Annotated in this window: 13 protein-coding genes and 2 rRNA genes; 4 read left to right on the top strand and 11 right to left on the bottom strand. The window is 34.2% G+C overall.

Annotated features, from left to right (window positions below; translation table 11 throughout):
- Positions 1-6: 6 nt before the first annotated feature.
- The 4 genes from CC87_RS06955 to CC87_RS06940 form a co-directional block, all read right to left on the bottom strand.
- Positions 7-1,194: a homocysteine biosynthesis protein gene (locus CC87_RS06955; protein ID WP_038057561.1), complete on the bottom strand. Its 1,188-nt coding sequence runs from the start codon at positions 1,192-1,194 to the stop codon at positions 7-9.
- A 10-nt stretch (positions 1,195-1,204) separates the two neighbouring features.
- Complete coding sequence (locus CC87_RS06950; protein WP_038057559.1) at positions 1,205-1,798, bottom strand: CBS domain-containing protein; 594 nt, start codon at positions 1,796-1,798, stop codon at positions 1,205-1,207.
- An 84-nt stretch (positions 1,799-1,882) separates the two neighbouring features.
- Entirely contained in the window at positions 1,883-2,611 is a 729-nt protein-coding gene (locus CC87_RS06945) for a fibronectin type III domain-containing protein (RefSeq protein ID WP_038057557.1), read from the bottom strand.
- A gap of 10 nt (positions 2,612-2,621) precedes the next feature.
- Positions 2,622-3,461 carry a fumarate hydratase gene (locus tag CC87_RS06940; RefSeq protein ID WP_038057555.1) on the bottom strand — a complete coding sequence of 280 codons (840 nt, stop codon included), beginning with the start codon at positions 3,459-3,461 and terminating at the stop codon, positions 2,622-2,624.
- 102 nt (positions 3,462-3,563) lie between these two features.
- Between CC87_RS06940 and CC87_RS06935 the strand changes: the two genes are divergently transcribed.
- On the top strand, positions 3,564-4,763 hold the full coding sequence (locus CC87_RS06935; protein WP_038057553.1) for a DUF401 family protein: 1,200 nt from the start codon (positions 3,564-3,566) through the stop codon (positions 4,761-4,763).
- Here the strand turns inward: CC87_RS06935 and CC87_RS06930 are convergent.
- Genes CC87_RS06930 through CC87_RS06915 form a run of 4 tightly spaced genes read right to left on the bottom strand, consistent with a single transcriptional unit; the run spans position 4,746 to position 8,665 of the window.
- Complete coding sequence (locus CC87_RS06930) at positions 4,746-5,678, bottom strand: glycoside hydrolase family 3 N-terminal domain-containing protein (protein WP_038057551.1); 933 nt, start codon at positions 5,676-5,678, stop codon at positions 4,746-4,748. The genes CC87_RS06935 and CC87_RS06930 overlap by 18 nt on opposite strands.
- Positions 5,675-6,793: a cysteine desulfurase family protein gene (locus CC87_RS06925; protein WP_038057549.1), complete on the bottom strand. Its 1,119-nt coding sequence runs from the start codon at positions 6,791-6,793 to the stop codon at positions 5,675-5,677. The genes CC87_RS06930 and CC87_RS06925 overlap by 4 nt, the downstream gene beginning before the upstream one ends.
- Positions 6,794-6,810: 17 nt before the next feature.
- Positions 6,811-7,488: a class I SAM-dependent methyltransferase gene (locus tag CC87_RS06920; RefSeq protein ID WP_038057547.1), complete on the bottom strand. Its 678-nt coding sequence runs from the start codon at positions 7,486-7,488 to the stop codon at positions 6,811-6,813.
- Positions 7,472-8,665, bottom strand: a complete 1,194-nt coding sequence (locus CC87_RS06915) for a putative DNA modification/repair radical SAM protein (RefSeq protein WP_038057545.1) — start codon at positions 8,663-8,665, stop codon at positions 7,472-7,474. The genes CC87_RS06920 and CC87_RS06915 overlap by 17 nt, the downstream gene beginning before the upstream one ends.
- Before the next feature lie 101 nt (positions 8,666-8,766).
- Between CC87_RS06915 and rgy the strand changes: the two genes are divergently transcribed.
- The 3 genes from rgy (at position 8,767) to CC87_RS06900 (ending at position 14,017) form a co-directional block, all read left to right on the top strand.
- Positions 8,767-12,303 carry a reverse gyrase gene (gene rgy, locus CC87_RS06910; RefSeq protein ID WP_038057543.1) on the top strand — a complete coding sequence of 1,179 codons (3,537 nt, stop codon included), beginning with the start codon at positions 8,767-8,769 and terminating at the stop codon, positions 12,301-12,303.
- Between the two features lie 64 nt (positions 12,304-12,367).
- Positions 12,368-13,279, top strand: a complete 912-nt coding sequence (gene ccsB / locus CC87_RS06905) for a c-type cytochrome biogenesis protein CcsB (RefSeq protein ID WP_084222229.1) — start codon at positions 12,368-12,370, stop codon at positions 13,277-13,279.
- 18 nt (positions 13,280-13,297) lie between these two features.
- Positions 13,298-14,017 carry a CBS domain-containing protein gene (locus CC87_RS06900; protein WP_038057541.1) on the top strand — a complete coding sequence of 240 codons (720 nt, stop codon included), beginning with the start codon at positions 13,298-13,300 and terminating at the stop codon, positions 14,015-14,017.
- On the opposite strand, the gene CC87_RS06895 is transcribed toward CC87_RS06900, so the two are convergent.
- The 3 genes from CC87_RS06895 to CC87_RS06885 all read right to left on the bottom strand — a co-directional run.
- Positions 14,014-15,918, bottom strand: coding sequence for a penicillin-binding protein 1A (locus CC87_RS06895; RefSeq protein WP_051920715.1), 1,905 nt, complete (start codon positions 15,916-15,918; stop codon positions 14,014-14,016). The two genes, CC87_RS06900 and CC87_RS06895, sit on opposite strands and share 4 nt — an antisense overlap.
- A 45-nt stretch (positions 15,919-15,963) precedes the next feature.
- Positions 15,964-16,080, bottom strand: a 5S ribosomal RNA gene (gene rrf / locus CC87_RS06890).
- Between the two features lie 60 nt (positions 16,081-16,140).
- Positions 16,141-18,791: ribosomal RNA gene (locus CC87_RS06885) — 23S ribosomal RNA — on the bottom strand; the annotation flags it as partial.

Here is an 18,791-nt window from a genome sequence, read left to right as displayed (position 1 = left end):
CCCTTTTTATCTCATGGAAAATAAAGTAGCTCCTGGTAAACTGGCAACAGGTTCAGTTAACAACATCTCTCCATTTTTTATCCAAGTTTTTAATATTTCTGCAATTTTTCTTGCTTTAGGTAAACTGGAAACAGGACAGGTAGGTACTTCCTTTCCAAGGATATTTATCTTTCCACTTTTAAGTTCTGCATAACTTACTATTCCATAATTACGTTGAATACCATTAGGATAATCATAGGAATAATCTATTACTTGAGTAAAAAGATCTTCATCAGAAAGACCAGCCCATTCTGCTATCTGTTCATTAAGAATAGGTATAGGAATTCCTAAACCTACAGCCATAGAGCAACCATAACCTATATGACTTGTTCCTACTAACCATTCAGGACTCATCTCTTTAAGATTACCTATTACCATTAATGTTGCTGCAGGTTGAATAGGCACACCCTTAGGAGTTCGTTTAACTTCTGTTTTATATTGAGTTCCTGCCCAAATTACATAACCTTTAGTTCCACCTAAGAATATCCGAGTTCCTATTCCTATAGTTTTTAAATAAGGATCCTTTAATAAAGGTGATAAACATCCCGCTGTAGCATAATTAGCATTTCCTAAATTAGGCTTTAATACTCCCATATAAGTATAAAGCATCTTATCAGATAAATTTATGGCACAGCAATAATTTTGATAACAATTTCTTGGATTACATAAAACCGCATTTACTAAATCATGGATGGTTATTTCTGTTTCAAAAGATTTTCTGGGGTAACAATGTGTTCCATAACCAATAGCTCTTAAATGAATTTTTTTACCTGCTACAAGATCATGAATAACATGGCCTCCACCGTAAAGAAACTGGCCAGGAAATACTTTATTTAGAGGATCATCCTCTCTTGGTTCTGCAGCTCCAATATAAATATCTACTGCTGCGATTCCAGCATAAGCTGGAACATCATTTAGCCAAACTCTATAGGCTTTAATAGTGGGTGTAGTATGACCAAAATTAATAAAAGCTCCTGAAGAACACATAGGAGAAAAAGTTCCAGTGGTAACTACATCCACCTCTTTGGCTGCTTGAACAGGACCCACCTCTTTAACGAATTTACAGAACTCCTCTGCAGTTAAAACTACAGCTTCTCCTTTTTCTATTTTTTTATTTATTTCTTCTATAGTTTTTCTCACTTTAAATTCTTCCATCAATTTCCTCCTATTCTATCAAAGCAACTACCTTATGACCATAAGCTTCTAAATCAGAAGCTATTTTATCTAAGGCTATTTTTTCAAGTCTTATAAAATAAACCTTTTCTCCATCAAGATTAACATCCATTCCTATAGAAATAACCTTTCCTCCGCCTTTTCTTATAATTTCCAGAACTTCATCAAGATTTCCCTTATTAGGAATAACATCTAAACGAGAAGAAGCTCTTAAGATCCCCATCAATTCTATAAAGGCTTCTAAAATATCTGTTATAGTAATTATTCCTACCAATTTCCCCTGATTAACTACAGGTAATCCTCCAATTTTATATTTATAGATAATTTTTGCAGCTTCATCAATAGAGGTGTCAGGAGTTATAGTAATAGGATTTAAAATCATAACTTCCTTTAAAGGAAGTTGCAGCTTTTCTGGATACAAATAAGGTCTAAGATTACTTTCTGTAACAAATCCCGCTAATTTTCCTTTTTCCATAATAGGTAAATGCCTAATAGAATGTTTTTTCATTAATTGTATAGCTTCTTCTACTGTATTATTTGGAGTAGCAGTAATTAAATCTGTAATCATCCAATTTTTAACTTTCATCAAGGCAATACTCCAGATAATTAAATTTTATTTGAAAAACTATACCACAAAAATTTAAAACGCAAAGAGAAAAACATTTTTAGTTTATTTATCAATTTTTATACATTTTTCAGGAATTTTAGGACCTGGAATAGGAGTTCCTCTAAAATTAAGCACTGCTCTTATACTATAACAAGTCCTTTGAGAAGAGTCTATTTTATCCCAAAACTCTTTTTTATTCTTTATCTTTATAATCTCTGTTTTGCTATCTGTAATTTTCTCTATTTCATAAAAAATTGTTCCTTCTAAATAAAGTCCATAAATATCATGAACAGGTTTTTCCCAAGATAATATAACCATATTCTTTTCATATGGAATTATTTTAAAATTTTTGGGAAGTCCTGGTGGATTGTGCCAATAAACTGTTATTGGTTCTGTATATGAAGTTTTTACTAAAAAATCTTTTTCTATTTTTATTCTATAAGTGTAAGCATATCTATTTTTTACTTTATAGTCATTATAAATTATTAAATTTCCTGCAGAGTGTAATTTCGGAGAGAGTTTTATTTTATAAACTTTTTCTTTAGCTTTTGGAATATCCAAAGGAATCTCTTTTTTTTCTATAATTAATTTTTTAATTTTTGTTAAAGGATATCCTCCTCTTGTTTCAGTAGGTAAATTAATAAGTAGTTCAAAACCTGCCTGAGTTGCTTTAACCTCAAAATAAATATCCTTGGGGATACTCTGTTCTATAGATAAAGGTGGACTTTTTTTTCCACATCCCCAAAAGGCTAAAACTGAAAAAATTAAAAAATATTTCAGAAAAGCTTTCATAATTTTTCCATTATAAAAATTTTATTTTAAAAATTCTCGCGCAATGACATTGTATATTCACAGCCACAGGTAAACTGGCTATATGACAGGGATGAGTTTCTATATGCACTGCTAAACATGTGATATTTCCTTTAAAACCCAAAGGACCTATACCAAGAGTATTTATTTTTTCTAAAAGTTCTTTCTCTATTTTTGCAATTTCTGGATCTGAATTTAAAGCACCAATTTCTCTATATAAAGCCCTTTTGGCTAAAAGTGCAGATTTTTCAAAATCTCCTCCTATCCCTACTCCTACAATAACCGGTGGACAAGGATTAGGTCCTGCTTTTTTAACTGTTTCTATTACAAAATTTTTAATCCCTTCAACACCAGCTGAAGGAGATAACATAGCAAGAGCACTCATATTCTCACTTCCACATCCCTTTGGCAAAAGTTCTATTTCAAATATATCTTCTGGCACAATTTCATAATGAATTACAGCAGGAGTATTTGTTCCTGTATTCTTTCTGGTAAGAGGATCACAAACAGAAGCTCTGAGATACCCTTCTTTTTGAGCCAAAGCTAAACCTTCATTAATAGCCTTCTCTAAATTCTCAATCTTTATCTTTTCCCCTATTCTTACCCATACTACAGGAATACCAGTATCCTGACAAAGAGGAAGTGCTTCTTTCTCAGCTATTCTGCTGTTTTCTATTAATACCTCAAAAACAGCTTTTGCTAAAAGATTTTTCTCCTTTTTTAATGCTTCTTCAAAAAACTTTATTACATTTTCTGGAAGCTTTTTACAGGCTTTAATATATCCCTCTTTTACTGCTGATACCACTTCCTCATATAAAACCTTCTTGCTCATTTTTCATTTCCTTTTCAATTATTTTTGATATTAAAATAATTATACCTCTTTCCAAATATCATCCAAGTTTTTATTAAAATTTGTATTATAATTTAAAACATTATGAATCCATGTTTTGCATTGCTTCTTTCTATATTTATAATTCTTTTCATAATTCGCACTAAAAAGAGTGTTACTCTTGCTATATTAATAGGATCTTTTGTTCTTGGATTTCTTACTATTAAAGAAAAAACTTTAACAAGATTTCTTATCACTATTACTTCTAAAGACACTTTAGAACTTATAGTTCTTATTGTTTCTGCTTTTATCTTAGGATTCTCTATGCAAGAGTTTGGTCTATTCCAAAACCTAAGTGAGAAAATTGAAGCACTTACTGGTAAAATGAGTCTAATCATTTTGCCAGCTATAGTAGGATTTCTACCAATGCCTGGAGGAGCTTTAGTATCAGCTATAATGATAAAAGACCTTGTTTTAAAATATCAAGTGGATCCAGTAAAAGCCACTTTTATAAATTATTGGTGTAGACATCTATGGGTTGCTGTATGGCCTCTTTACCCAAGCTTTATCCTTGCAAAAACTATAACAAATGCCGAACTTTTAAAGATAATTGAAGCAGATTATTTAATAACTCTGGCAATGATAATTATGATTTTTATTTTTATGAAAGATTTCTTTAAAATGCGCACAAAAACTTCTTTTAATTTAAATGATCTTAAATCTGTTATTTCTTCTTTATATCCCCTTATTTTAATAATTATCCTCTCCTTCTTTTTTCACATAAAACTTCTGATTACTATTCCATGTACAATAGCCCTACTTTATTTTCATAAACACCCTAAACCATCACAAATAAAAGGGATTTTAAGAAATTCTCTTGATCCTGGTATCCTTCTTCTTATTATAGGAGTAATGTTTTACAAACATCTTATTATTTATACTAATTCTGCTCAAATATTTTTTGAGGATTTAAAAATGTTTCATATTCCTATTCCATTTGCTGCTTTTATGCTTTCCTTTATAATAGGTTTTGCAGTAGGTATAGAATTAGGATTTTCTGCTATAGTTTTTCCTTTACTTTTAAATTTCAGTGGTATGGGAAGTTTTTTTAATCCTTTAAATTTTATGTTAATTTTCGGTGGAGGATTAATGGGAGTTATGCTTTCTCCTCTTCATCTCTGTTTAATCTTGACTTCTAAATATTATAAAGCTGATCTGGTGAAAGTATATAAATATCTTACACCTTCTGTATTTTTAGTATCAATTATCCTGTGGATATTTTATCTTTTAAAAATATCTTTTTAAAACAAACAGACTCTCTTTGAGTCTTTCTTTTAATATCTGACTTTTTTCTAACTCTGATTTTATATCAAAAATAGCTTGAGCTAAATTTTCCCAGTATCCACAAAAAATAAGAATATTATGGCCACTTGCTATGCTTAAAATAATCCTCTCCTGAAGTTCCCACTTATTTAACGCCCCCATATTTAAATCATCTGTAAAAATCAGTCCTTTATAATTCAATTTTTTTCTTAAAAAACTTATCATTTTTTCAGAAAAAGTTACAGGAATATTTTCTATTTCTTTAATTAAAATATGAGTAGTCATAATAAAAGACATATTTTTTTTTATAAAAAATTTAAAAACTTTAAGACTTTCCTTATCAAGTCTTTCTTTAAAAGGAAGTTCTTTATGTGGATCTATTTCAATATCTTTTAATCCTGGAAAATGCTTAATACAAGTGAATATACTTTGTTTTTTATGTTCCTCTATAAAAATTTTAGCAAGTCTTTTAACAAGATCAGGATCTTTTCCAAAGGTTCTGTTTCTCAAAAAATCCTCTACTTTTTCATCCGCCAAATCTACACAAGGAGCAAGATTTAAATTAAGGTTGTAATTCTTTACTGTTTCAGCTATTTTTTTAGCCCAGGATCTTACTATATTTTCATCCTTTTTTTCCTGATATAAACTGGCTATTTCTAAGGGGGACTTGAAATCACCATCTATCCTACAAACCCTTCCCCCTTCCTGATCCACAGCCAAAAAACCCAGATTTAAATTCTGTTTAAGATTCTCTAAATAAGCTCTAAAATCTCTTTTAAAATGCTCTTTAAAAAATATAAAGTGCTTAAAATTTAAATCTTTATAAAAAGATTTTTCTTCTAAGCTAAGATCAAAGGATTTTATTAAAAATATCTGTCCTGTGTTTTTAAACATCATTTAAAATACTCACGGAAAAATTCCAGTGTATTTTCTATATCTTCAAGATTAGTATATCTTCCTAAGGAAAACCTTATAGTTCCTTCTGCTATTTCAGGCTTAACTTTTAAAGCTAAAAGAGTGTGTGAGCCTTTTCTATCATGGCAGGCAGAGCCTGTAGAAGCACAAATCTGATGAAGATCAGCTAAAATTTGAGTTCCCTTTTTTCCTACAAAAGAAATAGTTAAGGTGTTGGGTAGAGTTTTTTCTGGAATACCATAACGATAAAGCTCAGGATAAATTTCTTTTAAGCCTTCGTATAATTGTTCTCTTAAATAGATAAGCCTTTCTGCTTCAGCTTCCACATCTATTTTAGCTATTTCTGCAGCTTTAGCCAGAGCAGCAATAAGCCCTACTGGCTCTGTTCCTGGTCTTATTCCTCTTTCCTGTCCCCCTCCAAAAAATAAAGGAGAAATATCAACACTTTTTCTGATAAAAATAGCTCCTATCCCCTTGGGAGCATACATTTTATGTCCTGCTATACTTAAAAGATCACATCCAATTTCTTTTACATCAACCGGAATTTTTCCTACAGCCTGACAGGCATCAGTATGAAATATAATCTTTCTTTCTTTACAGATTTGGGCTATTTCTTTTACAGGCTGGATTGTTCCTATTTCATTATTAGCAAACATTACAGAAACTAATATAGTATCAGATTTTAAGCGTTTTTCTATTTCTCCAGGTTCTACATAACCCTGAGAATTAACAGGTATAAAATCTACATCAAAACCAAGTTCTAAAAGCTTTGCAGCCGGATTTAAAACTGAGGGATGTTCAAAAGCACTTACTAAAATATGCCCTTTTTCTTTGGCTAAAGCTATTCCAAATAGAGCTAAATGATTAGATTCTGTTCCTCCTGAAGTAAAATAGATTTCCTCTGGTTCAGCATTTATAAGTTCTGCTATTTTCTGGCGAAACTTTTCTAAATGTTCTTTTACAAATATACCAAATTTATGGCCTGAGCTTGGATTTGCAAAATATTCTAAGGAATAAAGCTTAAAAGCTTCTATTACCTCTGGTAAACAAGGTGTGGTAGCATTGTAATCTAAATAAATTAGATCTTTTATTTTCATAAAAATTACTCCTTATCTCATTTTTTACATCTTACAACTACAAAGGCTCCTATGTTTTTTAAAAAAGTGTTAGCAAGCTTTTTATCCAATTTTTTAGCAAAATTTAAAAAAGGAAAAAATGAAGGTAAATAAATAATACCTCTTACTTCTATTTCTCTAAATCCACAGGAAAGACATAATTTTTTAAGCTCACTGGGAGTATAAAAATTGGCATATCTATAAGCTGTTTCTACAAACAGGCTTTTAAGTTTTTTAAAAAAAAACCAGAGGCTTCTCTCATTCATAGTTCCTATAATAAGTTCTCCTCCTGGTTTTAAAATTTTATAAATCTCTTTTAGAACCTCTTCAGGCTTTTTTATAAACTCAAACATAGTAATACTTAAAACAAGATCAAAAGTTTCTTTTTTAAAGGGTAATTTATAAGCATCTGCTCTTATAAAAAAGCTTTTAGGGAATTTCTTTTTAGCAATTTTTAGCATTTCTTTGCTTATATCAACTCCTATCACTTCAAAACCTCTTTTAAAAAGTTCCAAAGTGTAATTTCCTGTTCCACAACCCAAATCCAAGGCTAATCCATTTTTACTTTTTAGCAAAGAAAAAATCAGGTCTTTTTCTGTAGTATCTACATAGTTTCCTACTTTCGTTTGATACCATTTATCATATTTATCTGCAATCTTATCAAAATAATTGGACACTTTTTTTCTCCGAAGAAAAATTAAAAGTCAACTGATTGATTTTAAAAGAACTTGGTCTTTTTAAAGGTTTACCTTTAATTATTATAAAATACATAGCTTTTTTTAAAGGTATTCCCAGCTTTTTTAATACTCCTTCATTTATTTCAGAAGTTTTTCTAATTTCTATAATCTTTTTAGCAGTTTTAATTCCTATACCAGGCACTCTTATTAATTCCCAATAATCAGATTTAGCAAGATCTACCGGAAAAAATTCAGGATGAGAAAGAGCCCATTTTAGCTTTGGATCTATTTCAAGGTCTAAATTTTCTTTATCAGAAAAAATTTCATCTAAGGAAAAACCATAAAATCTTATCAGCCAATCTGCCTGGTAAAGTCTGTGTTCTCTTCTATAAGGAGATTTGTCTATTTTAGGAAGCTCAGGATCATTATTAACAGGGATATAAGCAGAATAATAAATTCTTTTTACCAGTTTATTTTTATATAAACTTTTTGCTAAATTTAAAATAGTTTTATCATTATCAGGAGTTGCTCCAATAATAAGCTGAGTAGAGGAGGAAACAGGTTTTTCTATTTCAAGTTTTGCTTTTTTAATAAGTGCCAAGGTTTTTATAAGTTCGTTCTTATCCTTTTCAGGAGCTAAAAATTTCAAACTTTTTTGCGTTGGAAGTTCTATATTACAGCTTACTCTATTTGCAAGTATTACAGCTTTTTTTATTAGCTCTTCAGAAGTTCCTGGTAAAATCTTAAGATGAATATATCCCTTAAAATCGTAGATTTTTCTCAGAATTTCTATAGCTTTTATCATAAGCTCCATAGTGTCATCAGAGCTATGATAGATACCAGAACTTAAAAATAAACCTTTTATATAGCCTTTTTTATAAAGCTCTACACTAAGTTTTGCTATTTCTTCAGGAGAAAAAATAGTTCTCTTGATATCATTAGCTCTCCGATTATAGCAGTATTTACAATCATTTTTACAAATATTGGTATAAAGAATCTTTAAAAGAGGCATACATTTTCCATTAGAAAGGTATGTATAATAAATACCGTTCAAAAAGCTTTTATCAGTTTTAAATTCTTTTCCTGTGCCTGTGCAAATTTTATCATATTTAGCAGCCTGAGATAGAATGCTTAGCTTGGTAAAAAGATCATTGGTTTTAATTATAAAATTCAACATAAAAATTTTTTCCTTGGCTTGTTTTTTTTTATTTTCCTTTTATTGTTTTTAAATATTATATATTATAATAGAATCAGGCTAAGTAAAGAATAGGAGGTTTTATGCTTTTTTATGTTGCCAACGGTTGTCCCAATTGTCATAATATAATTTCTGATGAAAGACTTTTTAAAGGTCTTCCCTGTGATAAATGCTTAGATGAAGAATCCAAATTATCTCAATTTAATATAAATGAAATATGTTATATTTTAGATTCACAAAAAACTTTAAAAGATCTAAAAGTTTATTGTGAAGTAGAAAAAAAAGTAAAAATTTTTAAAGAAATTTTTAATCAAATCTTAAAAACCTCTCCTTCTTCTTTACAAATAGGATGGGCTAAAAGATTTTTTTTAGGTGAATCCTTTGCTATAGTAGCTCCCACTGGCACAGGAAAATCCACTTTTGGGTTGATAAGCAGTATTCTTACCACTAAAAAAGCCCTTATTATAGTCCCAACTAAAATGCTTGTAAAACAGGTAGAAGAAAGACTTTATAATTATTTAGAAAAAATAAAAGAGCCTTATTTAAAAACAAAACGAATTTTAAGTTATACAGGGACTAAAAAAGAGAAAGAGCTTTTGGAACAAGGTAAATTTAATATTTTTATCTGCACCTCTGCCTTTATGCATAGAAATTTTGATCTTTTGAAAAATATAGATTTTTCTTTTATTTTTGTAGATGATGTGGATTCTTTTTTAAAAAGCGGTAAAAATGTAGATAACCTATTTTTATTACTTGGTTTTTCCAAAAAAGAGATAGAATTAGCCTTAAAAAGAAATAAGAATGAAAAAGATTATGAAAAACTTCTTAAAATAAAGGAAAAACATAAAAACAAATTAAAGCAACTTATAGTTTCTTCTGCCACTCTTAAGCCTAAAACTAACAGAGTTCTTCTTTTCCAAAACCTTCTTGGTTTTGAGATAACCCGTTTTGTTTCTACTTTAAGAAAGGTAATAGACTCTTATATATCTGTAGATTTAAATAATTTAGAAAAAGAAAATTCAAAAGATAAAAAAGATCTTATTTTTTATAAACTTCTTGAGGAAGCTGAAAAACTTATAAAATATTTAAAAGAAGGTGGGCTTTTATTTATAGAAGAAGCTTTTGGAAGAAGTTATGTAGAAATTGCCACTAATTACTTAAAAGATAAAGGTTATAAAGTTATTTCTTATTTAGAGGCTAAGGAAAAAGATCTTTTAAATGCTTTAAAAAATAAAGAAGTAGATGTAGCTATAGGATTATGTCATATAAGTAATCCTTTGGTAAGAGGTGTAGATCTTCCTGAAATTTTAAGGTATGTCATTTTTTTAGGAGTTCCCAAGCATGTTTTTCCGCTTTCAAAAAGTAAAGAAGGTTTTTCACTTTCTATTTCTCCTCAATTTCTTCATAATATAACTCTTTCTTTAATGCCTCTTTTTGAAGATGAAGAAAGAATAACTGCTCTTTCTTATATAGCTTATTTAAAAAGATATTTAACTTTAAAAGAAGAACAAGTGTCTCAATATGAAGGTCTTTATAAGAAAATACTTTCTATAAAAGAGTTTTTGGAATCTAAACTTAACAATTCAGAATTTATAAAAAAACTTGAAAAAAGTGATGAGGTCTTTTTAGAAAGGGATGAAGATGGAAGTTATAATGTGATAGTAGGAAATGCCTCTTCTTATCTACAAGCATCTGGTAGAGTTTCAAGATTAACTACAAGAGGGCTTTTACCAGGGCTTTCTATTATTTTAGTTGATAATTTTAAGGCTTTAAATAGCCTTAAAAAACGCCTTAGGTTTTATTTAGGAGATGAGACAGAAATTAAAGAGATAAATTTTGAAGAGGCTTTAAAGCTGGATAAAAAAATAAAAGAAGAAAGACAAAAGTTAATTAAAGAAAAAATAGATTTCAAAAATTATCTTATTATTGTAGAATCTCCTCATAAAGCCAAAACTATTGCGAATTTTTTTGGAAAACCATCTATTAGAAGAATTAAAAATGTCTGGGTTTATGAAATACCTATGGAAAACACTTTGCTTTCTATTTGTGCTTCTTTGGGGCATGTTTTTAATCTTTCCAGAAAAAAGGGTATATTTGGGGTTTTAAAATCTAATGGAAATTTTTATCCTGTGTTTGGTACCATTAAAATTGACAAAGAGACAGGAGAACAGTATGTAGATGAAAAACCAAAGAATGGTAAAGAAATATTTGATAAAGGAGAAATCATTGAGGTTTTAAGAACTCTTTCTTTTTGCGCTGACAAGACCTTTGTAGCCTCAGATCCTGATGCAGAAGGAGAAAAAATTGCCTATGATTTATATATAAATTTAAAACCCTTTCAACCTAATATAAAAAGATTGGAATTTCATGAAGTTACAGAAAGAGCTTTAAGAAAAGCTTTAGAGTCTCCTCAAGAAATAAATTTGTATAGAGTTAAAGCCCAGTTAGCAAGACGTATAGCAGATAGGTGGGTAGGGTTTTCCCTCTCTCAACAATTATGGAAGGTTTTTAAAAAACATTATTTATCTGCTGGCAGAGTTCAAACTCCTGTGCTTGGGTGGATTATAGAAAGAGCAGAATTAGCTAAACAACACAAATACAGAATAAGTTTTGAATTAAATGGAAATAAATTTTCTATTGAACTTGAAGATAAGGAATTAGCTAAAAAAATTTTAGAGGAATTTCCCAAGCTTAATATAGTAGAAATTAAACGATTTGAAGATGAAATCTCACCACCTCCTCCGTACACTACAGATACAATTTTAGAAGAGGCCTTTCATTTTTTTAAATTTTCTTCAGCTTACACTATGCAGCTTTTACAGGAACTCTTTGAACTTGGATTAATCACTTATCATAGAACAGATTCTACAAGAATTTCAGATGTAGGACGCTATCAAGTAGCCAAACCATACATTACTCAGATTTTGGGAGAAGAATATTTTTTTCCAAGAGAATGGTATAGTGAGGGGGCACATGAAGGTATAAGACCTACCCGACCTTGGGATTTAACTGAAATTAAACTAAGAGTAGCACATGGTCTTTTAACTTTTAAAAAGCCTAAGGATAGTTTTAAGCTTTATGATATAATTTTTAGAAGATTTATGGCAAGCCAGACCAGAAAAACAAAAGTTTTAAAAGGCGTATTTGAATTTAGACTCCTTTCTTATTCTTGGAAAGAAACCCTTATTTTGGATATTATTGAACCTGGATATGAATACTTCTGGACCAAGCCCCAACTTTTCAAATCCTCAAAAAATTTATATCCTGAAAATGTGCAATATACTAAAGTTCCTAAGGTTTTTCTTTATAATCAGGGTTCTCTTATTCAAGAAATGAAAAAAAGAGGCCTGGGAAGACCCTCTACTTATGCTGAAATTGTCTCTACTTTATTACAAAGGTATTATGTTTATGAACTTAAAAATGGTGGATTAGTACCTACCCCCTTAGGAAAAGAAGTTTACAATTATTTAAAATCTAATTATGAAGAATATGTATCTGAAGAATTTACCAGAGAGCTTGAAAAATTTATGGATGAAGTTGAAGAGGGGAAAAAAGAGTGGATTGAGATCTGTCATAAACTTTTGCCTTTATTGAAAGTTTTGAATATAATATCTACTTAGAAAAAAGTTGTTTTTTATAAAATTCTAAGTATATTTAAGTTAAAAATTGCAGGAGGTATATTAAATGCAATTTAAAAATTTTTTTATAGGCTGTATTTTAGCTATTTTAATTTATGCTTTAAGCGCTTTCGGGACTCATACTTTGCTTCCTGAAAACAGTTTGCTATTTAGTTTAAGTACTTTTATATATTTATTAGCTGGTATAATTTATTTAATATACTGGATTTTTAAATGGGAATTAGGAGCATTAGTAGGTTCTACTATAGGCTGGAGTGGTTTTATATTAAATTTTTTAGCATTTATAGTTAGATGGATTCAAACTCATCAAGCTGGCTTTGGTTATATACCTTTATCTAATCTTTATGAATCTTTGGTATTTTTTGGGCTTTGTACTGCTGGTATTTATTTATTTTTAGAATTTAAATTACCTACAAAAATTTTTGGAAGTATAGTTTTTTTGGTAGCGAGCTTTATTATGTCTTATGCCTCTTTAAAAGCTGATGCAGAGATAAAACCCCTTCTTCCTGCTTTAAAAAGTAACTGGCTTATAGCACATGTTATTACATGTTTTTTAGGTTATGGTGCCTTTGCTGTAGCTTTTGCTTTGGGAATTTTTTATCTACTAAGTAGCAAAAGTAATTTTAAAAACTATCTTCCTTCTCCTACAACCTTAGATAATTTGATGTATAGACTTATTCTTTTTGGATTTTTCTGGCTTAGCTTAGGAATTATAACAGGTTCAGTTTGGGCTGAACAAGCTTGGGGCAGTTATTGGAGCTGGGATCCAAAAGAAACTTGGTCTTTTATTACTTGGCTTATTTATGGAGGTACTATCCATGCTCGTTTAACCAGAGGTTGGAGAGGAAAAAAAATGGCATGGTTAAGCATAATAGGTTTTGCCTCTGTACTTTTTACTTATTTTGGAGTAAACTTTTTATTATCAGGACTACATAGTTATGCTACACCTAATTCATAAATTAGGAGGTTTTTAACAATGTTATTAGTACAACATTGGATGACAGAAGAAGTTATAACACTTGATGAAAATGAATCTGTTATTAAAGCTATTCAAATTTTAAAAGAATTTAAAATCCGCAGAATTCCCATTACTAAAAATGGAAAATTGATTGGTATAATAACTATCTCAGATATAAGAGAAGCTACTCCTTCTAAAATTACAGCCTTTGATATTCATGAATTCTATTATTTACTTTCTGAAATTAAAGTTAAAGATATTATGACTAAAGATCCTATTGTAGTATATCCTGATGATACTGTAGAATATGCTGCTGTTTTAATGTTAGAAAATAAAATTTCTGGATTACCTGTAATTAATAAAGATGGTTTTGTAGTAGGAATTATTACTCAAACAGATATTTTTAAAATTTTTGTAAATATCACCGGAGTTTACCAAAGTCCTTATCAGGTGAGTTTAATAGTAAATTCTTATTTAGAAATAAAAAATGTTTTAGAAATTTTTGAAAAATTAAATATAGAAATTTATAGCTTATTAAGCTGGAAAGATGAGCTTTGTTATAGTGATGCTTGTAAAAGGAGAGTTTTTATAAGGTTTAAAGAGCCTGTAAAAGATGTTTTAGATAAACTTCATCAATCTTTGAATTCTAAATTTAAAATTATTACTTTTAGAAAAGATAATATAGAAAGATTGCCAAGAAAGCTTCAAAAATTAGAAGAAGAAATTTCTATATTCTAATTAAATACATTCAATAGATTTTCAGTGGTTGAGTTTTGTAAAATTATATTTTTTTCTTTAGGGATGGAAATATAAACTGGGAATTGTTGCGATACATGGTTAATACTTTTCATTACACTTAACCAAATAGGACAGGCTACTTTTCCACCGGTTTCTCCTCTACCTAAGCTTCTTTTTTTATCATACCCTACCCAAACTCCGCATGTATAAAAGGGGGTATAACCTATAAACCAGGCATCTTTATATTCCTGAGTGGTACCTGTTTTACCTGCCACAGGAACTCCTAAAGCTTGAGCACACTTTCCTGTTCCATACTCTACTACAGCCTGGAGAAAATCATTCATTATATAAGCGGTATATTCAGATATAACAGGTTTTATAATTATCTTGCTTTTATATATAGGTTTAGGATTTTTATAAATAAGTCCTGCATATATTTCTTCTATAAATTTAGGAGTTACCATATTTCCCATATTTGGGAATATAGTAAAAGATCTGGTTAATTCTAAAGGTGTTACCTCATAAGTTCCCAGGGCTATACTATAATTTAAAATTTTGTTAAATTTAAGATCAAGTTTATTTAATATATCTGCAATTCTATCAAGACCTAACATAAGTGCAATTCTGACAGCTACTGTATTTCTTGAATAAGCTAAAGCATCTTTTAAAGGAATAAGGCCTAAGTATTTTCCATCATAATTTCTGGGAGCCCAATCTTTACCATTATTTATTCCTGGCAAGTATAAAGGTTCATCAGGAACTATTGCATCAGGAGTTAAAATTCCATCATCTATAGCCTTTGCCCATAAAAAGGGTTTAAAAGCTGAACCAGGCTGACGCTTAGCGTAAATGGCACGGTTATATGATGATTTAAGATAGTTTTTTCCACCAATTAGAACTCTAACTCCCCCATCCTGATTATCTATACACACTACAGCTATTTCAGGAGATTTTCTATTTGGAAAAAGAGAATTCAAAGTTTTTATAGCATTTTCATAAGCTTTTTTTTGCCATTTTAGATCTAAGGTAGTATAAATACTTAATCCACCCTGTTTAATTACCTCAGAAGGCAGAATTTTTTCTAATTCTTCTTTCATAGCATCTATAAAATAAGCTGCATAAGCAGGAATACTTATATTTCTTGGATTTAATTTTATAGGCTGAGCAGAGAGTATCTGAGCTTTTTTCCAAGATATAAAACCTTCTTCTGCCATTCTTTTTAAAACGTAGTTTCTACGAGCAAGGGCTAATTTATAATTTTTTAAAGGATTATATTTACTTGGAGCTGCTGGAAGACCTGCTAAAACTGCTGCTTCACTAAGATTTAACTCCCAGACATGTTTATTAAAATAAGTTAAAGCTGCTGCTTCTACCCCGTAGGCTCCTTCTCCTAAATAGATTTGATTTAAATATATAGTAAGTATTTGATTTTTAGTTAAATATTTTTCAATTTGCCAGGCTAAAAATATTTCTTTTATTTTTCTTCTTATGGTTCTTTCAGGAGATAAAAGCAGAGATTTAACAACTTGTTGGGTTATAGTGCTTCCACCTTGAACTATTTTGCCATGTATAATATCTTTATATAAAGCTCTTAACATTCCTAAAAAATCTATACCTCTATGTTCATAGAAATGAGCATCTTCAGCTGCAAGAAAAGCTTTTATTACATGAGGAGGAATATCTTTTAAGGGAACATAAATTCTACGAACAGGACCCAAGAAAGCTATAATGTTTCCATTTATATCATAAACTATATTGGTTTGTTGAGGATGGTAATTTTTAAGCTTAGAGATACTGGGCAAACTGACTTTTAGATATAAAAAAGAAACGAAAATTAGAATAGAAAGAATAAAAAAGATAAATAAAGATAAAACACCTAAATATTTAAAAAAAAATCTCATATTATTTATTATTGATCAAAGTAAGGAACTATTAAATAAAAAAATCCCGGGCACCGACCTACTCTCCCAGGGCGGTAACGCCCCAGTACCATCGGCCCTGGAGGGCTTAACGACCGTGTTCGGAATGGGAACGGGTGTTTCCCCTCCGGTATAGGCACCCGGGAAATCTAAAATATTTTAAACAAGTGAATAGGGTATCCTTTGGATCTTTAAGCTGGTTCTGCAGCCAAGCCGCACGGGCTATTAGTACCGGTCGGCTCCACCCATTGCTGGGCTTCCACCTCCGGCCTATCAACCAGGTAGTCTCCCTGGGCCCTTCAGGGGACAGGTTACCCTGTCCACGGGAGGCCTTATCTTGGGGTGGGCTTCCCGCTTAGATGCTTTCAGCGGTTATCCCTTCCGCACATGGCTACCCGGCTCTGCTCCTGGTGGAACAACCGGGTCACCAGAGGTGCGTCCACCCCGGTCCTCTCGTACTAGGGGCAGCTCCCCTCAAGCCTCCTGCGCCCGCGGTGGATAGGGACCGAACTGTCTCACGACGTTCTGAACCCAGCTCACGTACCCCTTTAACGGGCGAACAGCCCGACCCTTGGGACCTTCTTCAGCCCCAGGATGGGATGAGCCGACATCGAGGTGCCAAACCGCTCCGTCGATGTGAACTCTTGGGAGCGATCAGCCTGTTATCCCCGGGGTAACTTTTATCCGTTGATCGACGGCCCTTCCACTCAGGACCGCCGGGTCACTAGGCCCGGGTTTCCCCCCTGCTCGGCCTATCGGCCTCGCAGTCAAGCCCCCTTATGCCCTTACACTCAACGGTGGATTTCCATACCACCTGAGGGGACCTTTGGGCGCCTCCGTTACCTTTTAGGAGGCGACCGCCCCAGTCAAACTGCCCGCCAGGCACTGTCCCTCGGGAGGCTAACTCCCGCAGGTTAGAACCCTGAGGCAGGAAGGGTGGTATCTCACCGGTGGCTCCACCGGAGCTGGCGCCCCGGCTTCACAGCCTCCCACCTATCCTGCACATCCTACCCCAAGATTCAATGCCAAGCTGCAGTAAAGCTCCACGGGGTCTTTCCGTCCCACCGCGGGTACTCGGCATCTTCGCCGAGACTACAGTTTCGCTGGGCCCCTGGCCGAGACAGCGCGGCAGTCGTTACGCCATTCATGCAGGTCGGAACTTACCCGACAAGGAATTTCGCTACCTTAGGACCGTTATAGTTACGGCCGCCGTTTACTGGGGCTTAAGGGCAGAGCTTCGCGGAAGAATAATCCTCCGCTAACCCCACCCCTTCACCTTCCAGCACCGGGCAGGCGTCGGGCCCTATACGTCCTCTTACGAGTTAGCAGAGCCCTGTGTTTTTGGTAAACAGTCGCCACCGCCGGTTCCCTGCAACCCGCCTCGGCTTCGGTCGCGAGGACCTACACCTACACGCGGGCACCCCTTCTCCCGAAGTTACGGGGCCAATTTGCCGAGTTCCTTAGCCAGGGTTACCCCACGCGCCTGAGCATACTCAGCCCGCCCACCTGTGTCGGTTTGCGGTACGGTCACCAGGGCTTCAACGGCCACGAGGTTATTTCTTGGCAGTGTGGTCCGAGCTCCTTCCCACAAGCCGTAGCTTGCGGTTACTTACTCCCCCTCACCCTCCGGACCGGGATTTGCCTCGGTCCATCATCGGGCTAGAGGTTTGGAGGGCCAACCATATAGCCCCGGAGCCCTTCCCTCCTGCGTCACCCCTTGGCCTCCACCCTGATGGCGGGGGAATATTAACCCCACTTCCCATCCCCTACGCCTTTCGGCCTCGGGTTAGGGGCCGGCTAACCCTGGGCGGACGACCCTTCCCCAGGAAACCTTGGGCTTACGGCGGGAGGGATTCTCACCCTCCTTATCGCTACTCGTGCCCGGATTCTCTCCTCCGGAACCTCCAGTAGTCCTTACGGACTACCTTCATCGGCAACCGGAGTGCTCCCCTACCGCCTGCGTGCTCTATGCACGCAGGCCCGCAGCTTCGGCGCCTGGCTTAAGCCCCGAGTAATTTTCGGCGCACCCCCGCTCGCCCAGTGAGCTGTTACGCACTCTTTAAATGATGGCTGCTTCTAAGCCAACATCCTGGGTGTCTAAGCAGGGGCACCTCCTTTCCCACTTAGCCAGGACTTAGGGGCCTTAGCTGGCGGTCTGGGTTCTTGCCCTCTCGTCCTAGGACGTTAGCGCCCTAAGACTCACTCCCGGGCTACGCTTGCCGGTATTCGGAGTTTGCCTGGGTTTGGTAGGCCGTTAAGCCCCCTAGCCCAAACAGTGCTCTACCCCCGGCAGCGACCACCCGAGGCTGCACCTCAATGCATTTCGGGGAGAACCAGCTATCACGGGACTCGATTAGCTTTTCACTCCTACCCACAGCTCATCCGAGGAGTTTTAACCCTCCACCGGTTCGGGCCTCCAGTGGGGTTTAACCCACCTTCACCCTGGCCATGGGTAGATCGTCCCGCTTCGGGTCTGCCGCCAGCGACTTAACGCCCTATTCGGACTCGCTTTCGCTACGGCTCCGCCTCAACGGCTTAGCCTTGCCGCTGACGACAACTCCCGGGCTCATTATGCAAAAGGCACGCCGTCAGGGAGCAAAGCTCCCCTCCGACCGCTTGTAGGCTGGCGGTTTCAGGTTCTATTTCACTCCCCTCCCGGGGTTCTTTTCACCTTTCCCTCACGGTACTAGTGCACTATCGGTGTGCGGGTAGTATTTAGCCTTGGAGGGTGGTCCCCCCTGATTCACACGGGATTCCTCGTGTCCCGTGCTACTCGGGATCTACACCCAGGGAGACCGCTCCCTTTTCGCCTACGGGGCTTTCACCCTCTCTGGCGGGCCATTCCAGGCGCCTTC

The sequence above is a fragment of the Thermodesulfobacterium hydrogeniphilum genome (genome assembly GCF_000746255.1).
GTDB classification, from domain to species: domain Bacteria; phylum Desulfobacterota; class Thermodesulfobacteria; order Thermodesulfobacteriales; family Thermodesulfobacteriaceae; genus Thermodesulfobacterium; species Thermodesulfobacterium hydrogeniphilum.
Note: the sequence above shows the minus strand (reverse complement) of the source record. Positions and strands in the feature narration are given on the sequence as shown.

Excerpts from the sequence above, each read along its gene's own strand:
- CC87_RS06900 (WP_038057541.1), top strand. The coding sequence starts at position 13,298 with ATGTTATTAGTACAACATTGGATGACAGAAGAAGTTATAACACTTGAT.
- ccsB (WP_084222229.1), top strand. The coding sequence starts at position 12,368 with ATGCAATTTAAAAATTTTTTTATAGGCTGTATTTTAGCTATTTTAATT.
- CC87_RS06915 (WP_038057545.1), bottom strand. The coding sequence starts at position 8,665 with ATGTTGAATTTTATAATTAAAACCAATGATCTTTTTACCAAGCTAAGC.
- CC87_RS06950 (WP_038057559.1), bottom strand. The coding sequence starts at position 1,798 with ATGAAAGTTAAAAATTGGATGATTACAGATTTAATTACTGCTACTCCA.
- CC87_RS06935 (WP_038057553.1), top strand. The coding sequence starts at position 3,564 with ATGAATCCATGTTTTGCATTGCTTCTTTCTATATTTATAATTCTTTTC.
- rgy (WP_038057543.1), top strand. The coding sequence starts at position 8,767 with ATGCTTTTTTATGTTGCCAACGGTTGTCCCAATTGTCATAATATAATT.
- CC87_RS06940 (WP_038057555.1), bottom strand. The coding sequence starts at position 3,461 with ATGAGCAAGAAGGTTTTATATGAGGAAGTGGTATCAGCAGTAAAAGAG.
- CC87_RS06955 (WP_038057561.1), bottom strand. The coding sequence starts at position 1,194 with ATGGAAGAATTTAAAGTGAGAAAAACTATAGAAGAAATAAATAAAAAA.
- CC87_RS06945 (WP_038057557.1), bottom strand. The coding sequence starts at position 2,611 with ATGAAAGCTTTTCTGAAATATTTTTTAATTTTTTCAGTTTTAGCCTTT.
- CC87_RS06925 (WP_038057549.1), bottom strand. The coding sequence starts at position 6,793 with ATGAAAATAAAAGATCTAATTTATTTAGATTACAATGCTACCACACCT.
- CC87_RS06930 (WP_038057551.1), bottom strand. The coding sequence starts at position 5,678 with ATGATGTTTAAAAACACAGGACAGATATTTTTAATAAAATCCTTTGAT.
- CC87_RS06895 (WP_051920715.1), bottom strand. The coding sequence starts at position 15,918 with ATGAGATTTTTTTTTAAATATTTAGGTGTTTTATCTTTATTTATCTTT.